Origin of the sequence: Enterococcus sp. DIV1368d (assembly GCF_050542975.1) — a bacterium.
Classification (GTDB): Bacteria; Bacillota; Bacilli; order Lactobacillales; family Enterococcaceae; genus Enterococcus_D; species Enterococcus_D casseliflavus.
On sequence record NZ_CP172939.1, the window covers coordinates 2,350,442 to 2,368,478 of the forward strand.

20 protein-coding genes and 1 tRNA gene are annotated in these 18,037 nt (G+C 42.2%); 5 read left to right on the forward strand and 16 right to left on the reverse strand.

Translation table 11 applies throughout. The annotated features are described in order from the left end of the window. Positions 1 to 4: 4 nt before the first annotated feature. Positions 5 to 775: an SDR family oxidoreductase gene (locus IGJ44_RS10875; protein WP_121260926.1), complete on the forward strand. Its 771-nt coding sequence runs from the start codon at positions 5 to 7 to the stop codon at positions 773 to 775. 99 nt (positions 776 to 874) lie between these two features. Here the strand turns inward: IGJ44_RS10875 and IGJ44_RS10880 are convergent, their stop codons facing one another. The 5 genes from IGJ44_RS10880 to IGJ44_RS10900 form a co-directional block, all read right to left on the reverse strand. Beyond that, positions 875 to 1,507 carry an HD domain-containing protein gene (locus tag IGJ44_RS10880; protein WP_121260924.1) on the reverse strand — a complete coding sequence of 211 codons (633 nt, stop codon included), beginning with the start codon at positions 1,505 to 1,507 and terminating at the stop codon, positions 875 to 877. A 109-nt stretch (positions 1,508 to 1,616) separates the two neighbouring features. Beyond that, positions 1,617 to 1,817: a cold-shock protein gene (locus IGJ44_RS10885; protein ID WP_003126918.1), complete on the reverse strand. Its 201-nt coding sequence runs from the start codon at positions 1,815 to 1,817 to the stop codon at positions 1,617 to 1,619. Between the two features lie 278 nt (positions 1,818 to 2,095). After that, positions 2,096 to 3,220 carry a hypothetical protein gene (locus IGJ44_RS10890; RefSeq protein WP_121260922.1) on the reverse strand — a complete coding sequence of 375 codons (1,125 nt, stop codon included), beginning with the start codon at positions 3,218 to 3,220 and terminating at the stop codon, positions 2,096 to 2,098. Between the two features lie 107 nt (positions 3,221 to 3,327). After that, the gene (locus IGJ44_RS10895; protein ID WP_121260920.1) at positions 3,328 to 4,023 is read right to left on the reverse strand and encodes a ThuA domain-containing protein; all 696 of its coding nucleotides are present in this window, start codon (positions 4,021 to 4,023) and stop codon (positions 3,328 to 3,330) included. Positions 4,024 to 4,119: 96 nt separating this feature from the next. Continuing rightward, a complete protein-coding gene (locus tag IGJ44_RS10900; RefSeq protein ID WP_074536761.1) occupies positions 4,120 to 5,052 on the reverse strand; it encodes a PEP phosphonomutase in 933 nt (310 codons plus the stop codon). 69 nt (positions 5,053 to 5,121) lie between these two features. Between IGJ44_RS10900 and IGJ44_RS10905 the strand changes: the two genes are divergently transcribed. Further along, positions 5,122 to 5,193: transfer RNA gene (locus IGJ44_RS10905), tRNA-Arg, on the forward strand. Between the two features lie 76 nt (positions 5,194 to 5,269). On the opposite strand, the gene IGJ44_RS10910 is transcribed toward IGJ44_RS10905, so the two are convergent. The 11 genes from IGJ44_RS10910 to sfsA all read right to left on the reverse strand — a co-directional run bounded on the left by IGJ44_RS10910 (position 5,270) and on the right by sfsA (position 15,510). Next, positions 5,270 to 6,451 carry a GNAT family N-acetyltransferase gene (locus IGJ44_RS10910; protein ID WP_121260918.1) on the reverse strand — a complete coding sequence of 394 codons (1,182 nt, stop codon included), beginning with the start codon at positions 6,449 to 6,451 and terminating at the stop codon, positions 5,270 to 5,272. Positions 6,452 to 6,511: 60 nt separating this feature from the next. Continuing rightward, the gene (locus IGJ44_RS10915) at positions 6,512 to 6,925 is read right to left on the reverse strand and encodes a DUF3284 domain-containing protein (RefSeq protein WP_005229481.1); all 414 of its coding nucleotides are present in this window, start codon (positions 6,923 to 6,925) and stop codon (positions 6,512 to 6,514) included. Beyond that, positions 6,912 to 7,106, reverse strand: a complete 195-nt coding sequence (locus IGJ44_RS10920) for a hypothetical protein (protein WP_005236946.1) — start codon at positions 7,104 to 7,106, stop codon at positions 6,912 to 6,914. Before IGJ44_RS10920 ends, IGJ44_RS10915 begins: the two co-directional genes overlap by 14 nt. A 12-nt stretch (positions 7,107 to 7,118) precedes the next feature. Next, positions 7,119 to 7,340, reverse strand: coding sequence for a hypothetical protein (locus IGJ44_RS10925; protein ID WP_005231914.1), 222 nt, complete (start codon positions 7,338 to 7,340; stop codon positions 7,119 to 7,121). Positions 7,341 to 7,408: 68 nt separating this feature from the next. Then, the gene (locus IGJ44_RS10930; protein WP_081116262.1) at positions 7,409 to 8,806 is read right to left on the reverse strand and encodes a PTS sugar transporter subunit IIC; all 1,398 of its coding nucleotides are present in this window, start codon (positions 8,804 to 8,806) and stop codon (positions 7,409 to 7,411) included. An 81-nt stretch (positions 8,807 to 8,887) separates the two neighbouring features. Continuing rightward, entirely contained in the window at positions 8,888 to 9,205 is a 318-nt protein-coding gene (locus IGJ44_RS10935) for a PTS lactose/cellobiose transporter subunit IIA (protein ID WP_005229473.1), read from the reverse strand. 37 nt (positions 9,206 to 9,242) lie between these two features. After that, positions 9,243 to 9,560 (reverse strand): PTS sugar transporter subunit IIB, encoded by a 318-nt coding sequence (locus IGJ44_RS10940; RefSeq protein ID WP_005229471.1) that lies wholly within the window; start codon positions 9,558 to 9,560, stop codon positions 9,243 to 9,245. Positions 9,561 to 9,694: 134 nt separating this feature from the next. Further along, positions 9,695 to 12,409, reverse strand: coding sequence for a sigma 54-interacting transcriptional regulator (locus tag IGJ44_RS10945; RefSeq protein WP_270266960.1), 2,715 nt, complete (start codon positions 12,407 to 12,409; stop codon positions 9,695 to 9,697). Between the two features lie 66 nt (positions 12,410 to 12,475). Further along, a complete protein-coding gene (locus IGJ44_RS10950) occupies positions 12,476 to 13,750 on the reverse strand; it encodes a DEAD/DEAH box helicase (protein ID WP_086338054.1) in 1,275 nt (424 codons plus the stop codon). Positions 13,751 to 13,764: 14 nt separating this feature from the next. Then, positions 13,765 to 14,766, reverse strand: a complete 1,002-nt coding sequence (locus IGJ44_RS10955; protein ID WP_167827100.1) for a Gfo/Idh/MocA family protein — start codon at positions 14,764 to 14,766, stop codon at positions 13,765 to 13,767. Between the two features lie 18 nt (positions 14,767 to 14,784). Continuing rightward, complete coding sequence (gene sfsA / locus IGJ44_RS10960; RefSeq protein WP_167827101.1) at positions 14,785 to 15,510, reverse strand: DNA/RNA nuclease SfsA; 726 nt, start codon at positions 15,508 to 15,510, stop codon at positions 14,785 to 14,787. A 183-nt stretch (positions 15,511 to 15,693) separates the two neighbouring features. Between sfsA and IGJ44_RS10965 the strand changes: the two genes are divergently transcribed. From IGJ44_RS10965 to IGJ44_RS10975, 3 genes are all read left to right on the forward strand, one after another. Further along, entirely contained in the window at positions 15,694 to 16,038 is a 345-nt protein-coding gene (locus IGJ44_RS10965; protein ID WP_167827102.1) for a DUF4828 domain-containing protein, read from the forward strand. 214 nt (positions 16,039 to 16,252) lie between these two features. Continuing rightward, positions 16,253 to 16,417 (forward strand): hypothetical protein, encoded by a 165-nt coding sequence (locus IGJ44_RS10970; RefSeq protein ID WP_005229460.1) that lies wholly within the window; start codon positions 16,253 to 16,255, stop codon positions 16,415 to 16,417. Positions 16,418 to 16,662: 245 nt separating this feature from the next. Next, positions 16,663 to 17,997 carry a serine hydrolase gene (locus IGJ44_RS10975; RefSeq protein WP_167827103.1) on the forward strand — a complete coding sequence of 445 codons (1,335 nt, stop codon included), beginning with the start codon at positions 16,663 to 16,665 and terminating at the stop codon, positions 17,995 to 17,997. Positions 17,998 to 18,037: the final 40 nt, after the last annotated feature.

The window sequence follows — 18,037 nt, forward strand, 5'->3', positions numbered from 1 at the left end:
AAAAATGAATGATTTCAAATACAAACGAGTGATTGTAACGGGGGCTGCTTCAGGGATTGGAAAAGCGGTGGCAGAACAATTTCTAGACCAGGGTGCTCTTGTTGGGTTGATTGATCGCAACGAAGAGGAGCTACAGGAGTTTCTTGCTGACTATGACGCACAAACCCACTATCGTGCCGTTGACGTCACTGAAGCAGAGAAGCTGCAAGAAGCGATGAGTGGTCTTGTGGAAGAACTAGGTGGTCTCGATGTACTTCACGTCAATGCCGGCATCAACGGTACTTGGACACCGATCGAAGAATTGACGGTGGCGGAATGGGACCAGACAATCAACACAAATTTACGCAGTACCTTTATTACCGTCAAAGCTGCGATCCCATTTATGAAAGCAAACGGCGGCAGCATTGTCATTACGAGTTCAGTCAATGGAAACCGCATCTTCAGCAATTTTGGTGCGACTGCTTACAGTACATCTAAGGCAGGTCAAGTCGCCTTTACAAAAATGGCTGCGCTGGAACTTTCTGGTTATAATATTCGGGTCAATGCTATCTGCCCTGGGGCGATCGCAACGAACATCGATGCCAGCACAGAAATTGAAGAAGAGGTTGCTCGCGTTGAGATCCCCGTCAAATATCCAGAACGTTCTCGACCATTAAAACAAGAAACAGGCGTGCCAGAACAAGTCGCCAACCTTGTACTTTTTCTATCTTCAGAGGCTGCGGGTAATATTTCTGGAACGGAAGTCTATATTGATGGAGCGGAATCTTTGCTTTAATACAACAAAAAAACGAAAAATCAAACCTGATCCCCTCACTTGTTTCAAGTAAAACCTGTGAGATGGATCATTTCTTGATTTTTCGTTTTTTCTTTTTGTTTATTTTTCCACCAAAGCTGCGATTTCTTCTAGAAAAGCAGTCTTGCCATAAAAATCTGCATTCAATAACTCGGGAAAAATGGCTTCAAAGAAATAGGTCACACATGGACGATGCTGAAACGCTTTGACCGTCAAAACCGCTTCACGAAACATTTCTTTGAACACTTTGTCGGGGTTGCTTTTTGAGATCTCTTCAAAAGATTCATACAAAAGATCGATCTTATCCGCAATTGCCAAAAGCTGTCCTTCAAGGCTGTTGTCTTTGCCATCCGCCAAGCGTCTGCGATACGTCGCTTGAAAGCTTTGGGGGATTTCTTCTTCTATGAAAGCATCGGTCATTTTTTCTTCAACGGTTGATAACATCGCCCGCAATTCTTTGTTTGCATATTTGACTGGCGTTTTGATGTCGCCGATGAAACGTTCCGTGTAATCATGGTTCAAGGCTTTTTCATAAAGAATTTGCCAATTGACTTGGTTTCCCGCTTGTTCTTCGATATCGGCTAAGGTCTGGGCAATCATGGTTACTCGAAACGAATGAGCGGCCACGCTGTGCTCGGTAAACTTAAAAAATCCAGGTGCTCGTTGGATTTTTTCTAAATTAGCCAATCCAAGAATAAATTCATTCAATCCCATCAGTCTGCCTCCTTTTTTTCTAAGAGTATAACAACTACTTTCTCCGCAAGCAAATATCACGCGCACAAAAAAAAGAGCAGCTAAGCTGCTCTTAAAAGGCATTCACAAATTACGCTTTGTTAACGTTAGTCGCTTGAGGGCCACGTTGTCCGTCTTCGATATCGAAAGTCACTGCTTGACCTTCTTCTAAAGTTTTGAAGCCTTCGCCTTGGATAGCTGAGAAATGAACGAATACATCGTTACCGTTTTCTGCAGTGATGAATCCAAAACCTTTGTCTGAGTTAAACCATTTAACTGTACCTGTTTCCATAATAAAAATCCTCCTTGTGTTTATACACATATTTTGCAATTACTTGTATAAGGTGAAAATGTGGAAGATGTTTAAGATGAAACAAGCTACCATAATTTACCGTAACAAAAACTACACTTTGTATTATAGCACATTATCTTCTTTATGACTAATAGAAAATCAAAAAAAATGAAAACGCCTTTATTTTTTTATAATTCGTAAAAAGACTGCTGCACTAAAGATCTGCAACAGTCTTTTCTTTTTTGTAAACGATTTATTTACGAAGGACGCAACTGCGTTTAGTAGCGCAAAATCGCAGTCAAACTTTTTTCTCCTGGGGCATCTTTTTGTTCCAAAATAGATACCTCGCCGCCATTTTCTAAAACATCGATTGCCAGCGTATTTAACACTTGGCGACGATCGTATTCCGTGTCAGGATCTTCTCCAAACCCATCGGCGAGATTGGAAGTCGCTACAAACAGATTGGCGATCCTGCCTTCTTTAGCTGCAGGTACGATATCAACCAATTGGTCAATAAATTTCCGATCCAACAGCTTGTCGTATTCCCCAACTTCTTTTTGTGTCAACTCCGCAATCAGCTTTTGCGTACACGTTTGGATCTCTTTCAAAGATAACGATGCTGGTGAAGAGGAAATGCTTGGTTCTGCTTTGAAAAAGTTCGTTTTTGCCACTTTTTTAAACAGCGTTTGATTTTCTGGTAAAGCAAAAAGATACATTGGTAAATGCTCTTCGTTTGAAAAATCATTCTTAAAAAATGCATCAACTGCTTGGTAGTAGTTGACGTGATCGATCTCGACTTCTTCATCTTTGGCACTAAAGCCGTGATAAGCGACGCCTTCTCCCCCTGAGTTAGGGCCACCTTGGGCACTGTAATTAAAGTTGCCGCCGCCAGTGATTTCTTCCCCCAGCGCTTTTTCGATCGTTGTCGGTGCCTCTTCTGGCAACTCGACTTCACGCACTTGATTGTTTTCAACTTGATAGACTTGCATTGAATCGCGATTCAACGCTAAGAGATAAAATGGGTAATTAAATTGTGCGTTTTTGATGACAGCTAATACATACGGGGTTTCCCCTACATAATATTGATCATCCACACGAATACTTAACCGATGGACCAGTACATCTTCTGGTGTGATAATCACCGCCACACTCGTTGTACTGTTACGCCAAAATGATTGATCTGCAAGCAGTTCATCAATTTTCGTTTGAAAAAGATCCCAAGAATGTTCTGGGTATTTCTTTTCAAAGCGGCGCTTCGCATCTTTGGCAAAGTTCTTAAATTTGATTTGATCCTTTTCGACATTCTGGTGGCCGACATGCGTATTTAGCATGATCGTGACAAATGGTCCTTTGATTCCGTCAGATATTACCTGCGATAAAAAACTTTTTCCAAATTTTCCCATTCCACATTACCTCCTGCTTAATCAAATACAAATAAAGTGTACCATGCTTATTTTTTTCCATAAAGTAAAACGATTGCACGCGTTTATTTCTTCATTCGTTTTTCTGATTACTCACTATACTGGCTATTTTTCAGCGGATCAGCCAAGGTATTTCTGGTGGCCCATAGAAAGCCTCGTTTGGTCCAAGTCTGAATGGTGGGCTCTTCTAGCTCTTTTAGACTGTGTCCAACGGATTGGAAAAAGACTCTGCCCTTGCCCCATTTTTTGATCCACATCATTGGCAGTATGACGTCTTGGTTAGCTGCATTCGGATGATCTTTAGCGGCAAATGTTGAGGTAGCTAACACAGTGACGGCTGGATCAACCAGACAATAGTATTGCTCCGTCGTCAACTGAGGGATCGATTGAGTATTTGCCGTAATATAGTGATCTGTCGTAAGATCGATGCTATAGGTCGTTTCCAATCCACCAGGATGTGCCAAAAAACAGCCGCCAGTCAGAAACAACCAGCCTTTACTGGCTTGAAAAGCCGAGGCAAAGCCGCCATGAACGCCTGCTAATCCTAACCCTTCTGCTACAGCCTGAGTGACATTTTGCAGCGGCTCATCAGGCAATTCTCCTCGCGTCCAATTCATGATCAACAGATCCAGCCTTTTTAATTCTTCTTTATGATAGAGAGGTTCAAAATCTGAGGCGAGTGTCACCTGATATCCTTCTGACTCCAGCAGTGTTTGGTAAAACTGACTGGTTTCTTTTGGGGCGTGTCCTTCCCAACCTCCGTAAACGATCAATGCTTGTTTCATTTTGTGTTTCCTCCTTTCTTTCTAACTTAGCGAAAAAAACGCAAAAAGCGAAGCAGAACGATTCTCCGTTTTCCTTCGCTAGTAATTTTTTCTGATTTAACGGTTGATTGAACGCCCGACACGATTGATCGTATGGCGCATACCTCTAATTGCAACCGATGTTTCGAAAATATTTTCGGTCGGTGCCATGCCGCCATAGCCGGCATCACCAATATGTTGCAGATCGACCCCACAAGTTTTGTTGATAATGGCTAATTGTCGCAACGTTTCTGGACGCGCGCTTTCTTGACTCGTTCCGATCGCTGACATCGTCAATAAGTCATATTGTTTGGCAATTTGAACAGCTTCGATCAGATCCTTTTCTAGAAAGCCTTGAATCGAGCCAACGGAAGGCAGTAACAAAATATCTGCCCCAGCTTCAGCGTAAGAAATGATGGCTTCTCGATCAACCACAGGTTCATCTGAGCCGGCACTGTGCATTTTCCCAGCGATGATCAACCCAGAGAAATGTTCTTTTGCCAATTTTACTGCTTTAGCGATTTCTCGGTTGGTCACACCCGTTCCAGGATTGCCTGTAAAGCAGAGAAAGTCCACCCCGAGTTCTTGGGCTTTTTTGATGGTGTCAACCGAACTTGTACGGCCTTGACTGATGCTGATCTTTTCACTCATCATTTCCGTCGTAGCTGGGATCGGCTCAAGATTGATGCCGACAGGTCGTCCAATCAGTTGTTTTAGTTGAGGAATCGGATTTTCAATGGGCTGTGTAGGATCAAGCAGCTGCTCCAATGTGATACCAGGCATCCCAAAAATAGCTGGACGATAACAATCAAAGCCATTCAACAAAATCAAGTCAGCCCCAAAAGCTGCCGCGACTTCTGCGTTGGTGATGTCGCCAGCTTGCGGCATGGTTTGAACCACCGTTTCACAGACAATCACTCGTCCTTCGCTCGCTTTAATGGATTGTTTCAATTCTTGCGCCGACATTTCTTTGATTTCACTATAGTTTGCACTTATCAATCGTTTGACCATGTTTTTCTTCCTTTCTTTTCCTTCTCATCTTGCGAGAAACACGAATAACAGGTAAAATATAGCTATTGTGTTCCCTTAGTTAAATGGATATAACAAGTCCCTCCTAAGGATTAGTTGCTGGTTCGATTCCGGCAGGGAACGTTTTTTGAAGAAAAAGATTCCTTATTTTTAAGGAATCTTTTTTTGTTGGAAAGCAAATACCTCTGCCTCGATTTGTTTAGAAATAATCTTCCAGAATCGGCTTTCCGTCTGGTAAGTTTTCCTGAATCATCACTGCAGCTTCCTTCTCCGTTTCCATTTGCTGGAAAAAGACCAAGGAATCAAGGGATTGCGCCTGCAAGAACAGTTGCACAAAACGCTGAATGGACAAGGTTGCTTTTGGCAACTTGGTGTCCGTCGTTTTCATGACCTGATGCTGAGCGTTTTCGATCGTCACTTCATAACACCCATTATTCCATGGGGCATAATCATCCCCTTGAATTTCTATGGCAAAACGACCAGCTTTTTTCAACGTAAATGGATAGCTTGTTAGAAACCCTTCCACATCGACGACTCTTGCCATCATGTCCGGGCGCACTTGGTAGTGAGCCAATGGTTTGGCTGCATTTACTTGCAGGACTTCCCCATCAAACCCTGGTCGATAATGGATCTGCGCTACTGAATCTGCATGGGAAACGATAAACCGATTGAATCCTTGATACGCGTCAGCGGTCAAATAGCCCCACTCTTGAATATCAAAGCGTCCTCCTTCAACAAAGTAGATCAAATACCCTTCAGGAACGCCCGCTTCATTGCGATAAATCGCAAACGTATACGGTCTGCGCAAAACAAACTTGATTTCTTCCCACCAGGCTTGGCGAATCAGCCCACCTTTTTGATGGCGAGGCAATTGATGATAAATCTCGTGAATGATCGGCTGTGCTTCCTCCCAATTCATGCGTTGAATCCTTCCGTTCACTTTCTTCCCATCGGGCCAATGATGCGCATCAACTTCATAAACGGTGCGTTCAAAGGTATATTCATACCCATATCTGCGATAAAACGCAAAGGAGAAAGGTGCCAGATAAGAAAGAACGATTTTTTGTTCATAGCAATCTTTAATGATTTGTTTCATGATCCGATCGATTCGACCTTGGCTGCGATACTCTGGATAAGAAGCCACAAAACCGATCCCTGCCATTGGATAAGTCGTTCCATGAAAATTCACATCAAAAATCGTTGCCATGATTTGGCTCGCTAGTTTTCCATCCTCGTCGTAGGAACCATAATTCCATGAATTCTCCGCAAGCTTGCGATAGCGCTTGATATTTGTTTCATTCAACTCCCACTGAAAGGCATAAGAAACCAATTCCAGTACTTCTTGCGAACCGAATTCGGTCATTTTTTTGACATCTGTCATTCCTTCATCTCCTCTACTTGAAAACACGCAAGAAACGCAAAAAAGGCGTCAGTCGACCCCTTAATATGCTTCTTCCATCATACTCAACATTTTTTTAAATTGCTTGCGTTTGAAATATCCTAGAATGGTGCCTAAGAGCATGTCATTCAATTGTTGGATCATTCCTTCAGAAGTCATTTTTTCTTCATAGTGCAAGGTGCAATGCGCGTCATCTATCGCTTCAATTTGATAGTGTACACGGAAGGTATTTTTTTTCGTCGCCGTTTGGAACGCATAGGCTTGGTTTTTCTTGACTGTTTCAATCGTTATATTGGCATTGCTATCTTTATAAAATTGTTTTAGATAACTATAGCCTTCTAATTGGTCTTCTGTCAACGTTTGATCTGTCGCTTGTTTAATATCATGTAAAACGGAATCGATGATCGTTTTATATAAAAAGTCAGCGGGTACATTCATTTTTTTAGTGATTTCCATCTTGCGCCTCCTTGTCTTTCTTGTTGCGTTTGTGTCCAATTGAAGCCATGATTCCTCCAATAGCCATTAGAATGACTGACGTGATGAGATTCACCCAGTGGTATTCACCTGACTGCGCATTGGCGCTGTATATAAATAACATACTACCGATACTTATAAAAAACAATCCATTTTTAAACATGATATCACCTCACTATTGACTAACGACGTTGAAGTATAGTACTCGGCCCCAATCGGTATTTTTGATTGCGTCCTTGGCAAGCTTCACTGCTTTTTCTTTGTCATCTGCCGTTGTTTCAAAAATCAACTGAATCCCTTTTTTTTCTTTGAAGGTATACTTGATCTCATCTTCTGACAAAGACTCAAGTAATGCTTTGATGTTGTCTTGCTGCATTGCGGAATTTACGATAATCATTTTTTCTCCTCCTAAAAAAGATAGCTAGATGGGTGAAATCACCCATCTAGAACGTTTGCTTCGTTTGATTAGTTCTCTTGGTCTGCTGGGTTGATTTTGTTGGCAGCAATAATAAATGGTGCCCAGATCAATAAAGCTACAGCCAAATTAATGATCGTCAAGATGATTGCACGCCAGTCCCCACCGGTAGCCAAGAAGCCACTTAGGATCGTTGGCATTACCCAGATCACATTTACCACAACTGGTGCAACTAAGCCTAATGTTGTTGCAAAGTAAGCAATTGTCGCTGTAACTAATGGTGCAACAATAAATGGAATGATAAACAATGGGTTCAACACGATCGGTAGACCGAACATTACTGGTTCATTGATGTTAAACAAACCAGGTCCAATCCCTAGTTTACCAACTGTCTTGTAGTCGGCACGTTTAGAAAATAGCAAGATTGCGATCAAGAGCATTAAAGTCACACCTGCTCCACCAGGCCAAACAAACGCTTCGAACGAACCTGCTACCCATTTATAAGGAACTGCTTCCCCTAATTGGTAAGCATTGGTATTTTCAACCATGGCCACACCGTAAATCGATTGTAAAACGGGTCCCATGATATTTGTACCATGTAAGCCAAAGAACCACAAAACATGGACAAGTAATACAATGATAAATACGGCAAAGTATCCTTGAGAAAGACCCAATAATGGTTTTTGGATCGATTCAGAGATCCAGTCAATAATTGGCATTCCAACGAAACGTTCAAATAGATAGTAAATCAAACCTGATGCATATAGCCCGGCGATCCCTGGGATAATTGCTGCGAAAGCACGAGAAACTGCTGGTGGCACTGAATCTGGCATTTTGATAATAATATTTTTTTGCATCAATTTTGCAAAGATAATAACTGAAACGAAACCAAAGATGATTGCGGTGAACAATCCTGAGCCGCCCATATAAGCACTAAATGGGAAATAGCCCCAGCCAGCAGCGCTGATCGTTGAACCATCTGCTGCAAATCCTGATGTAGCACTTGTGCTGTTGATCAAGTCTACTACGTTGGTTGGTAGTGCTTCTTCTAATGCTAAAGAAAGAGAAGCTGATTGTGGAATACCCATAATAAATGCTGCTAAAGAAACCAACGCACCTGATAGTGCATCAACATTGTAAGCCTTTGCTAAATTATAGCCAAAAGATGCTGAGAAGATAACCGCCATGATTGCTAAGGTACCTGTCCAAACTAATCCGTTGACGGCAATCACTGGTGTGAAAAATTTGGTGATTGCATTGTCCGCACCTAGATAAGTGTTTGGAAAATCACGCATGAAGGCGTTCAATAATACTGCAATTGCCCCAGCCATCGTTGCTGGCATCATTCCGATAAAGGCATCCCGCAAAGCAACCAAATGCTTTTGCGCACCAATTTTAGCTGCAACTGGGAGAATGTGTCTCTCCATCCAACTTGTTAATCCATCCATTCTTAATTCCTCCTATAAGTTCTATTCGTCAAAGAAGATTTTTTGATTCATCGACAATAACTACTTCTATCCGTTCAAAGATTATTCGTTATTTAGACGTCGATAGACATCAATGATTTCTTTCGCTAAATCGGTAAATGCGATTGACGTCATTAGGTGATCTTGTGAATGCACTGTCAACAATGTCACGGTCATATGATTGCCTTGCGCTTCTTGTGTCAATAATCCTGTTTGCGAATGATGCGCTTCCACAAGAGATGCTTCAGCATCTTTGATTTTTTGGTCAGCTAATTCGAAGTCCCCTTCTTTTGCTGCCGCGATTGCTTCCATTGCGTCACTTTTTGCATTACCACCATACATGATCAATCCCATAATGGCTTCCAAATTTTGCTCATCCATCTTTAAAAATCCTCCTTACACTTCGATCCTAAAAATCTTAGTTCATTAATGTTTCTGCTTGTTGCAATACTTTTTCGCCGTTCATCATGCCATAGTCTGCCATGTTGATCACGTCCAAAGGAATGCCTTTTGGTGCTAGTTTTTGTTCAAATTGTGATTTCATGAATCGTACTTGTGGTCCTAATAATAGAACATCGACTGGTTTCGACTCCAAATGTTGGTCGGCTTCTGAAGCTGAAACAGCAAAGATATCTGCTTCCATTCCTTTTGCTTCGGCTGCTTTTTGCATTTTCGTCACCAATAGACTGGTACTCATTCCTGCTGAACAAACAAGCATAATCGTTTTTTTCGCCATCGCGTATCTGCTCCTTTCTGTTGTAAGTTACACTTTACTATAAAGCAAAAAGCGTGCCAAAAAAAAATAAGTTCAGACCTTTATATATCAATGGTCTGAACCAATTTTTCTTTTGCACACTCACGGATTTTTCATTACACACTAATATTGTGTGCGGATTCATCATAACTTTTTATTTCATTTTCTAAGAACATTTGTGTTAAATAGGCGATCTCATCTTCAGAGATTTTGATTTGATAGTTTTTCTCTATCTGCAATAAATGAGTTCGCAACACATCTGTTTCGATACGATAGCGTTTTTGGAAGGCCGCCAAATTGGGGAAGGTACGGGAATGTTCCTTCTTCAATAAACTTTCCACTAGAAAGGCTAAATGAATCACTAAGCCCGCATCAACGGTAGGTTCAACAATCACATGCAATTGATTTTGAATTTGATGAACGATTCGCTGCAGACTTTCGATCAGATGATAGACGGACCCCACATGCGTTAAGGTATTTTCTAATGAACGTACGATTTTTTCGATCGGCACTTCATCTGAAACGATCCGCTTCAGTACATTCAACCGATTGTCATCAAAGACATCATAGGCAGAAAAGAACGGTATATTTTGATAATCGATCTCGACGGTGCCCGCAATGGCTTTGATCTCATATTCTTCTAGCAAGCCATCAATATGTTTCTTGAAGGTTTCTTTTTCAATAAATTGCATTTGAATGATCTCGACTTTTGATTGATCGACGACGGGATAAATTCGTTGATAAAGTTTAGCAGCGACACCTTCTCCAGTAAAGCAAGTGACGATGACTGCTTTTTTATTGCCCTTCGCTTCGCGAACTGTGCGGAACTGTTCTTGCACGATGGTTTCAAAAGAACGCTGAATGTTTTGATAAATGTCTTCTAAACTTCGGCCACTTTCCGCCATTCGCAAAGCCTCTAAGACGATCATCGTACTGACCATCGAGATGGCTTTCGTACGAATTCCGGTCTCTTCAGAAATCAAATTCGCAAATGAATTGAGGGAACCCATATCAGTTAAAAGCAATAAGCCGTTGCTCATCTTTTCCTTATTATCAGTGACATAGTACAATAGCTGCTCATACATTTGACCGACTTCCATATCTAAAGACATATTCATCGCTTGGCCGTGGTCGGTTTCTAGCAGCTCTTGTGCCGTTTCCAACATACTGCTGGCAGTCGCCTTGCCGTGCATCAAGACAATGATCTCGACTTTTTCAAGGGGCAGTTGCGAGGGTTGTTTGACTTGAATCGCTAAAAACATACTGATAAAGCCGATCTCATCGAAGGGGATCTCGACATGGCGTTCTTCTTCGATAATGGTCGATAGATCCATTGCCACCTGGAACTCGGATTTCAAGTTTTTTCTGACTGTATTCAAATCTGGGTGAACGATCATATGTCCTTCTTTGACACGTTCCAGTGTACTTTGCAGATGCAGTGCAAAGGCAAAGCGGGCTTTTTCACTATAGGTTCGAGACAATCTTTGCCCAGCTAGATCATAAAGAACATTTGTCAGTTTCCAAATGTCTTCTGGAATCAGTTCTTTATGAACGGGATTTTGGATCAATTCTTCGACATACTTTTCAAAGTACGCATCGACATCTTTAGAGATCAAATTTTCCAGATCGACATTGGCTACGCCCGTTTCAATCAGCGAGCTGACTTTTTCTTCGATCTCGTTATACACTTGCATATTCCGTTGTGGATCACGAGACCAGACGACATCTGGGTCGCCAGGTTCAAAACTTAGAAAGTCGCCTTTGCCATCCAAAAACCGATCCAAGCGTTCCGACATTTCTTTGATCTTCAACAAGCCTTTTTGAACTTGCAAGGAGCAATCGCCTTTTCGAATCAGCAAGTGTTTTTTTCCATAGGTTCGATAATGCAAAAATGCTTTGGCACAGACGAGTTTAAGGTCGCGCTTGATTTGACCAATGTTGCCTTCTGCATCATAGAGCATAAAGGCCAATATCGCATCTCGTTCGACATCGATTCGTTGGTTCAGACGGGTCGCCTCTTGCTTGATAAACAACGAAATGATTTCATACCGTTCATCTAAGGAACGACTTTCCACATTTGGCAAAGTAATAGCCATGGGAATTCGCCGATTGAAGGTCGTTAAAAAGGTTTCTGATGATTCCGTGGTGGCACCGATAATCTGCACGGCGGCTTCATGAACTTGATTACTTTCCCCTAATGGACGGTAGATCCCTTTATCAATGAAGGTAAAGAGCATTTCTTGCCCTTCTGGCGGCAGTCGATGGATCTCATCTAAGAACAGGATGCCGCCATCGGCTTTTGCCATCAACCCCGGACTATCTTCTGCGGCACCAGTGTAGGCGCCTTTTTTGATGCCAAAGATGTGACCAAACAACAATTGCGGATTTTGTGCATAATCCGCACAGTTAAAGGACACGAATGGGGCATCTTTTTCTAACATATTTGATTCAACCGCAAAGTGATACATACATTCGGCAAATAAGGATTTACCGGTACCTGTCTCACCAAAAATAATGGTATGGAGTCCTCTAGGTGGATATAAGATCGCCGCTTTGGCTTGCTGGATACTTACTTTCAAGGAAGCTTGGACTCCAACCAGACTTTCAAAACTAACTTCAGAGGAAACATCCACATGGACCGTTTCTTCTAAAGGCTCATAAACAACCGGACGGCCGGAACGTTTGCCGATTTTCTTTTCTTTATAAAGCTCACTGAGATAACGGCTTGCATTGCTGCGATCGATTTGTAAGATTTTAGCGACATCAACTGCGGTCAACCCTTGCTTATGCAGTTCGATCGTTTGAAAAATCTCTTCTTTTCGCGAATTCATTCGATAGCCTCCTCATTTTTTTACACACTAATAATAAACAACGTTAATGGTAACACAAAAAGACGCTCAATGGCGTCTTTTTCCTTTGTCTTTTTGCTTTTTCGTCTTTTTCTTGCTCTTTTTGACAGGAGTGTGTAATTTTTCAGGCGTTTTCTTGGAAATTTTCTGCACACTTGCTGTTTTCGTTTCTTTCTTGCTTTCTTTTTCGACAACAGGTGCTTCTGTGTGTAACTGTCCCCCATGCAGATAGACTTCCTTGAGTTCTATGGACAACTGATTCGCGATTTTTTTCAAATCCTTCAACGAATGGTCTTGAACGATCGTGACGACGGTTCCTTCTTTGCCCATTCTCCCAACGCGTCCTGCGCGGTGTAAATAGGATTCTTTTTCTAAAGGGACTTCTGTATTGATCACGTAAGGCAGATCCACGACATCTAAGCCGCGAGAGGCGACATCGGTCGTCAATAGTTCCACTAGTTTTCCTTGACGAAAGCTCTCTAATGCACCTTTTCGTGCAAGTTTGTTTTGATCAGATGCCAGAGAGGCCACCGGCAAGCCATGAAACAATAGCTTTTCTTCCGCATTCCCCATTGTGCTTAATTCATTGAAGAAAACCAAGGCTTGAAAGTTTGGTAAATGAGCAAAGCGTCTTAAAGCATCCACGATTCGTCGTTGCGGATAGTTCAAATAGTAATGATGGATGACGCCTTTGCTCTGATCTTCTTGGGTAACATCAATGATCAGCGGCTCTTTTGACACGAATGGTCGAATCTCATCGATCACTTCGTTCGCGGTTGCTGAAAAGAAACTACGCTGGATTTGTTTTGGTAATGTTTGATTGATCTTGGCTGCCAGGGTGAAGGCACCCTCTTTCAATAATTGGTCAACCTCATCCAATACCAACGATTGCAGCTGCTGGGTCTTGATTTTTTTGGCTTTGATCAACTCTAACACACGGCCTGGGGTACCGATCAAGACCTCGGGTTTGTCTTTTAGTTTTTCCACTTGGCGTTTTGTACTTGCGCCGCCAATTAGTGGCAGAACGGTCAAACCAATGGCTTGGGCCCATTCCCGTGCTACTTCTGTGACTTGCATCGCTAATTCTTGTGAAGAAGTCAAAATCAACAGCTGATTGCCTTGCTTTTTTTCAACCTTCGTTAACAATGGCAAGAGATACGCCAACGTTTTACCTGAACCGGTCGGTGAGATTCCTATGACAGACGCGCCGTCTTTTAAAGGACCAAAGGTTTTTTCTTGGATCAAGGACGGTGCGTGATACCCAGCCGCTTGCCATTTTTCCTGCCAGACGTCTGGCAATTGTGTCAATTCAAATACTGTCATAAATGTTCCATTCCTTATTTTTTATCTGCATCAAAAATGATGTCGGCCTGCTTACGCATCAAAGAGACGGTTTCATTGACACTGCGGGCAAGTTCCACCCATTCCTCATAGCGTTGTCCTTGTTTAGGATCATCTTTGTTTTCAATGATGTCTGCAAAGTCTTGCGCTTCTTCGATCATCGGATTGTCTAAAGCAGCGACTGCTAATGGATGCGTTTGTTTTGTTTGGCGTTCATAAAATGCTGCTTCTTCAATAGCATTGACGGCATTTAGGTCTAATGTCCCGTCTTCAAAATAAATTTCTGATCGTAACTCTGAATCAGCGATTTTGCCTGTTTGGATCGTGACATCAAAATCAGCATAGCGTAGCACAGCAGTCCCGATACCATCTACACCGGTCGGTAATTTGCGCGCAAAATAATGAACGTCCTGCGGTTTACCAAACCAAGCGACCGCCGCATATACTGGATACACACCCAAGTCTGCTAAAGCTCCGCCAGAAAAATGTGGAGAAAAGATATTTGGTTCCTCCCCAGCTAGTACAGCGTCATAACGAGACGAGTATTTCATATAAGAAAAGTTCGCCCCAAGAATGGCACCGCGTGTGGGTAAGAATTCGGCTACGGTTGAAAAACTCGCTTCATGAATGTTGCGAGCTGCTTCAAAGAATAAAACCTGTTGTTGGTTTGCTAGGTCAATGATCTCCGCCATTTCCTCAGTCGTTGAAAAGGCTGGCTTTTCCACAATGACATTTTTTCCTGCCAAAATACCTTGCTTGGCTTGTTCAAAGTGCAAACTGTTCGGAGAAGCGATATAGACCGTGTCCATATGAGCTAAGCCAAAAAAAGTGGCCAAATCGGTCGCATATTCGATGTCCCCGTATTTTTCCCCAAAGCGTTGCGCTGTGGCTAATTTCCTTGAGTATACGGCTACCAATTGATACCGTTTGGTTTCGTGGGCTGCTTGTACAAATTGATCGGTGATCCAATTTGTGCCGATAATCCCTAAATGAATCATGTGTTTTCCTTCTTTCTTCTATAGATTGGGGTCGTCAAATTCGACGTTCAAATCAAAAGGGATCGGTTCTTTGACCGCGATCATCCCTTGGTTTACCTGGCAATTATAAGCAAACACTTCGACACCTTTGCTTTGCGCGTCAGCGATCTTATCGGCCAGATCCGGCTGCATCTGTCGATGGATCGTGGCGATTTGCACCACTTCAAATTGGATCATAAACAAAACCGCCGCATAATAGCCTGCTTCTTTGGCATGGATCAATTCATTGACGTGTTTCAAGCCGCGAATCGTTGGCGCATCTGGGAAAGCGCCGATTTGCTTGTTTTCAAGTGTCATCCCTTTAATTTCTATAAACCCTTTTTCTTGTTCGTCTGTTTCAAAATAAAGATCAAACTTAGACATCCTATAGACGACTTCACGCCGCAAGAGGGCAATTTTCCCTTTGATATTTGGCAACTGGATCGTTCCATCCAAAAGGCCTTCATAGCCTAACCGATTGGGTACTTGACTATCAATATTGATCCATTGGTCTTCTTTCTTGACTGAGATCAAATCGTAATTGGTTTTACGTTTCGGATTGTCCCAATATTGGAGGGTCACGAGTGCCCCTTTGTGCAATAGTTCTTTTCCTCGTCCCGTATTTTTCACATGGACGATCACTTCTTGCCCATCGACTAGACATCGGGCAATGAATCGGTTGTCGCGAACGAGAAACGTGGCTAATAGGGTATTCGGATAATTCATTTTCTCACCTGCTCTTTTGAATCATAGCATATTTTGATAAAAACTTCTAAACTTCAAACTAAAGTACCATGCTTTTTTACCTTCTCATGGTATACTTATGGCAATTATTTTCTAGTGTGCAGAAGCGGGCATCTTGTTCACAAGGTGCAACTAGATGAATCGTAAGTGATAGGACGTGTATAAATGAAGAAAAGGTCTCTATTGATTGGTTTATCTCTAGCAACGGGCGTGGTCAGCTCCTTGCTGTTGCGAAAGGAAAAACAAAAAAATGAAAACCGCCAAAATTTCATTGGAAATTGGCGTTTTACTTCAAAGACAAAAGAAGATGTCATTTTAGAAATTGCCAATGATTATTCATTGACCATCGAAGGCAAACCGTTGTCTGTTTCCATTGTTGAACTGACTCCGATGCGATTAGTGTTACTGGACACATTTGGCTATCATTTAGTTCTGGAACAAAAAGGCTCCGTTATTACTTTATATGATGAAGCAGAAGATTGCCACTATTCTTTGACAAAAATCACGTAAGGGACCTGAGAAGATCGAGTTCATGTTTTCTTCACATTTTCTTCGGTCAATTCTCAGACTTTTTATCAGCATTTCCTGGCAATCCATGCTATCATTAACTTAACAAGTGGTTGAACAAGGTGTTCCGTTGAGTGATGTTTGATCGTTCATAGATTAAGGTGTAGGTTCGATTCCTACCTTCCACATTTATTTTAAACAGAAAGAAGGGATTTTTATGTTAACGACCTTTATTTCACTCTTTTCCATCTTTGCTTTAGCTGCGTTACTAGCTGGGACATTCTTTTTAGCAAAATTGGCCATGCAACAAGAAACGAGAGCAGTGAAAGTTCCCGTCAGAGCCCAAAACCAAAACCCGAGAATCCATTCCAATCGTCGCTAAGTGAAATCGTTTGACCCGATGTCAATTCAGAAAAACTTGTCTTCTTTATTAAATAGGAAGGCAAGTTTTTTTTGCTGCCTGTTGCCCTTAGGTCTTCTAGTTTGTAATGGTTTACCAACGCCCATTCCCCATTTGAGCGGTCTTCTCGCAATTAAATGCTAAGTTTTCTCTTAGAGTATTGCAACAGCGGATACTCTTTGTTAAAATTTTTGCTTAGATACAACTTAAAAGGAGCTACTACATATATGCAGAAAATAACCAAGTTCGGGTATTCCTTCGTTGCTGCTTTGGCAATCCTCTTTGCTGCTGCCGGCATCCCCCTCGTTTCATATGCTGATGATACAGCAATGAGCATCGAAGAGATCCAAGATTTTTCGATTGACGCCAAAGCCGCCTACTCCATTGATTTTGACACAGGGAAAGTGTTGTATGATCAAGATGGCGAGACAGCCATGGGTATTGCCTCCATCACCAAGATCATCAGCCTCTACCTTGTCGCTGAGCAAGTAGAACAAGGAACGATCGCTTGGGATGATCCTGTCCCTATTTCAGATTATGCCGCAAATCTCAGCGTGTCCCCTAACTTATCAAATGTCCCTTTGCATCAAGACGTTACCTATACAGTAAAAGATCTGTATGATGCCAGTTATATCCAATCTGCAAATGCTGCAATCGTCGCGCTCGCGGAGCTGATTGCTGGGTCTGAAAGTGCCTTTGTGGATTTAATGCAAGAAAAAGTGCAATCATGGGGCATCACCGATGCAAAGATCGTCAATGCTTCTGGCTTGAACAATGCTTATCTAGGGGAAAATATTTACCCAGGATCAACTTCAACTGATGAAAACGAACTATCCGCAAAAGATGTGGCATTGATTGCCCGTCATTTGTTACAAGACTTTCCAGATGTTTTGGAAGTAACCAGCCTTTCAACGAAACAATTTGGTGAAGGTTCCTACTCGCCTGTCGAGATGGTCAATTGGAACTGGATGCTTCCAGGTTTTACGAATACGAAAGATGGTGTCGACGGTCTGAAGACTGGTACGACAGATATGGCAGGCGCCTGCTTTGTCGGAACCGCCGTTAAAGATGGCCAACGAATCATCACCGTGGTGCTAAACGTCAATGGTCATGCAGAAAATCCTAGTGTTCGTTTTATTGAAACAGGCCGTTTGATGGATTACTCGTTTGACGCTTGGGAACAAGTAGAGATTGTACCAGAAAATGCGCAACTAGAAGATACCCAGACGGTTGCAGTCAAAGATGGGAAAGAATTGAGTGTGCCCGTTGCCTTAAATCAAGGTTTGACCTTATGGGTACGTGGAGATATGGATGCCACCGCCTTTGAAACAACCATTGACTTTAATGAGCATTATCGTGATTCTGCCCTGCAAGCGCCATTGACTGAGGGCACAGAAGTCGGTACCGTAAGTGCTTCGATTCCAGCTGATACGCTTGGTTATATTGATGATTCCGATCATGACGAGACTGCAGGATTGATCACAACACAAACAGTGGAAAAAGCCAACATCTTTGTTCGTGCTTGGCGCGGCGTGTCCAACTTTTTCAGTAATCTTTTTTAACCTAAATAAAAAAATCTGTCCGAAGCAAAGACTGCTTCTC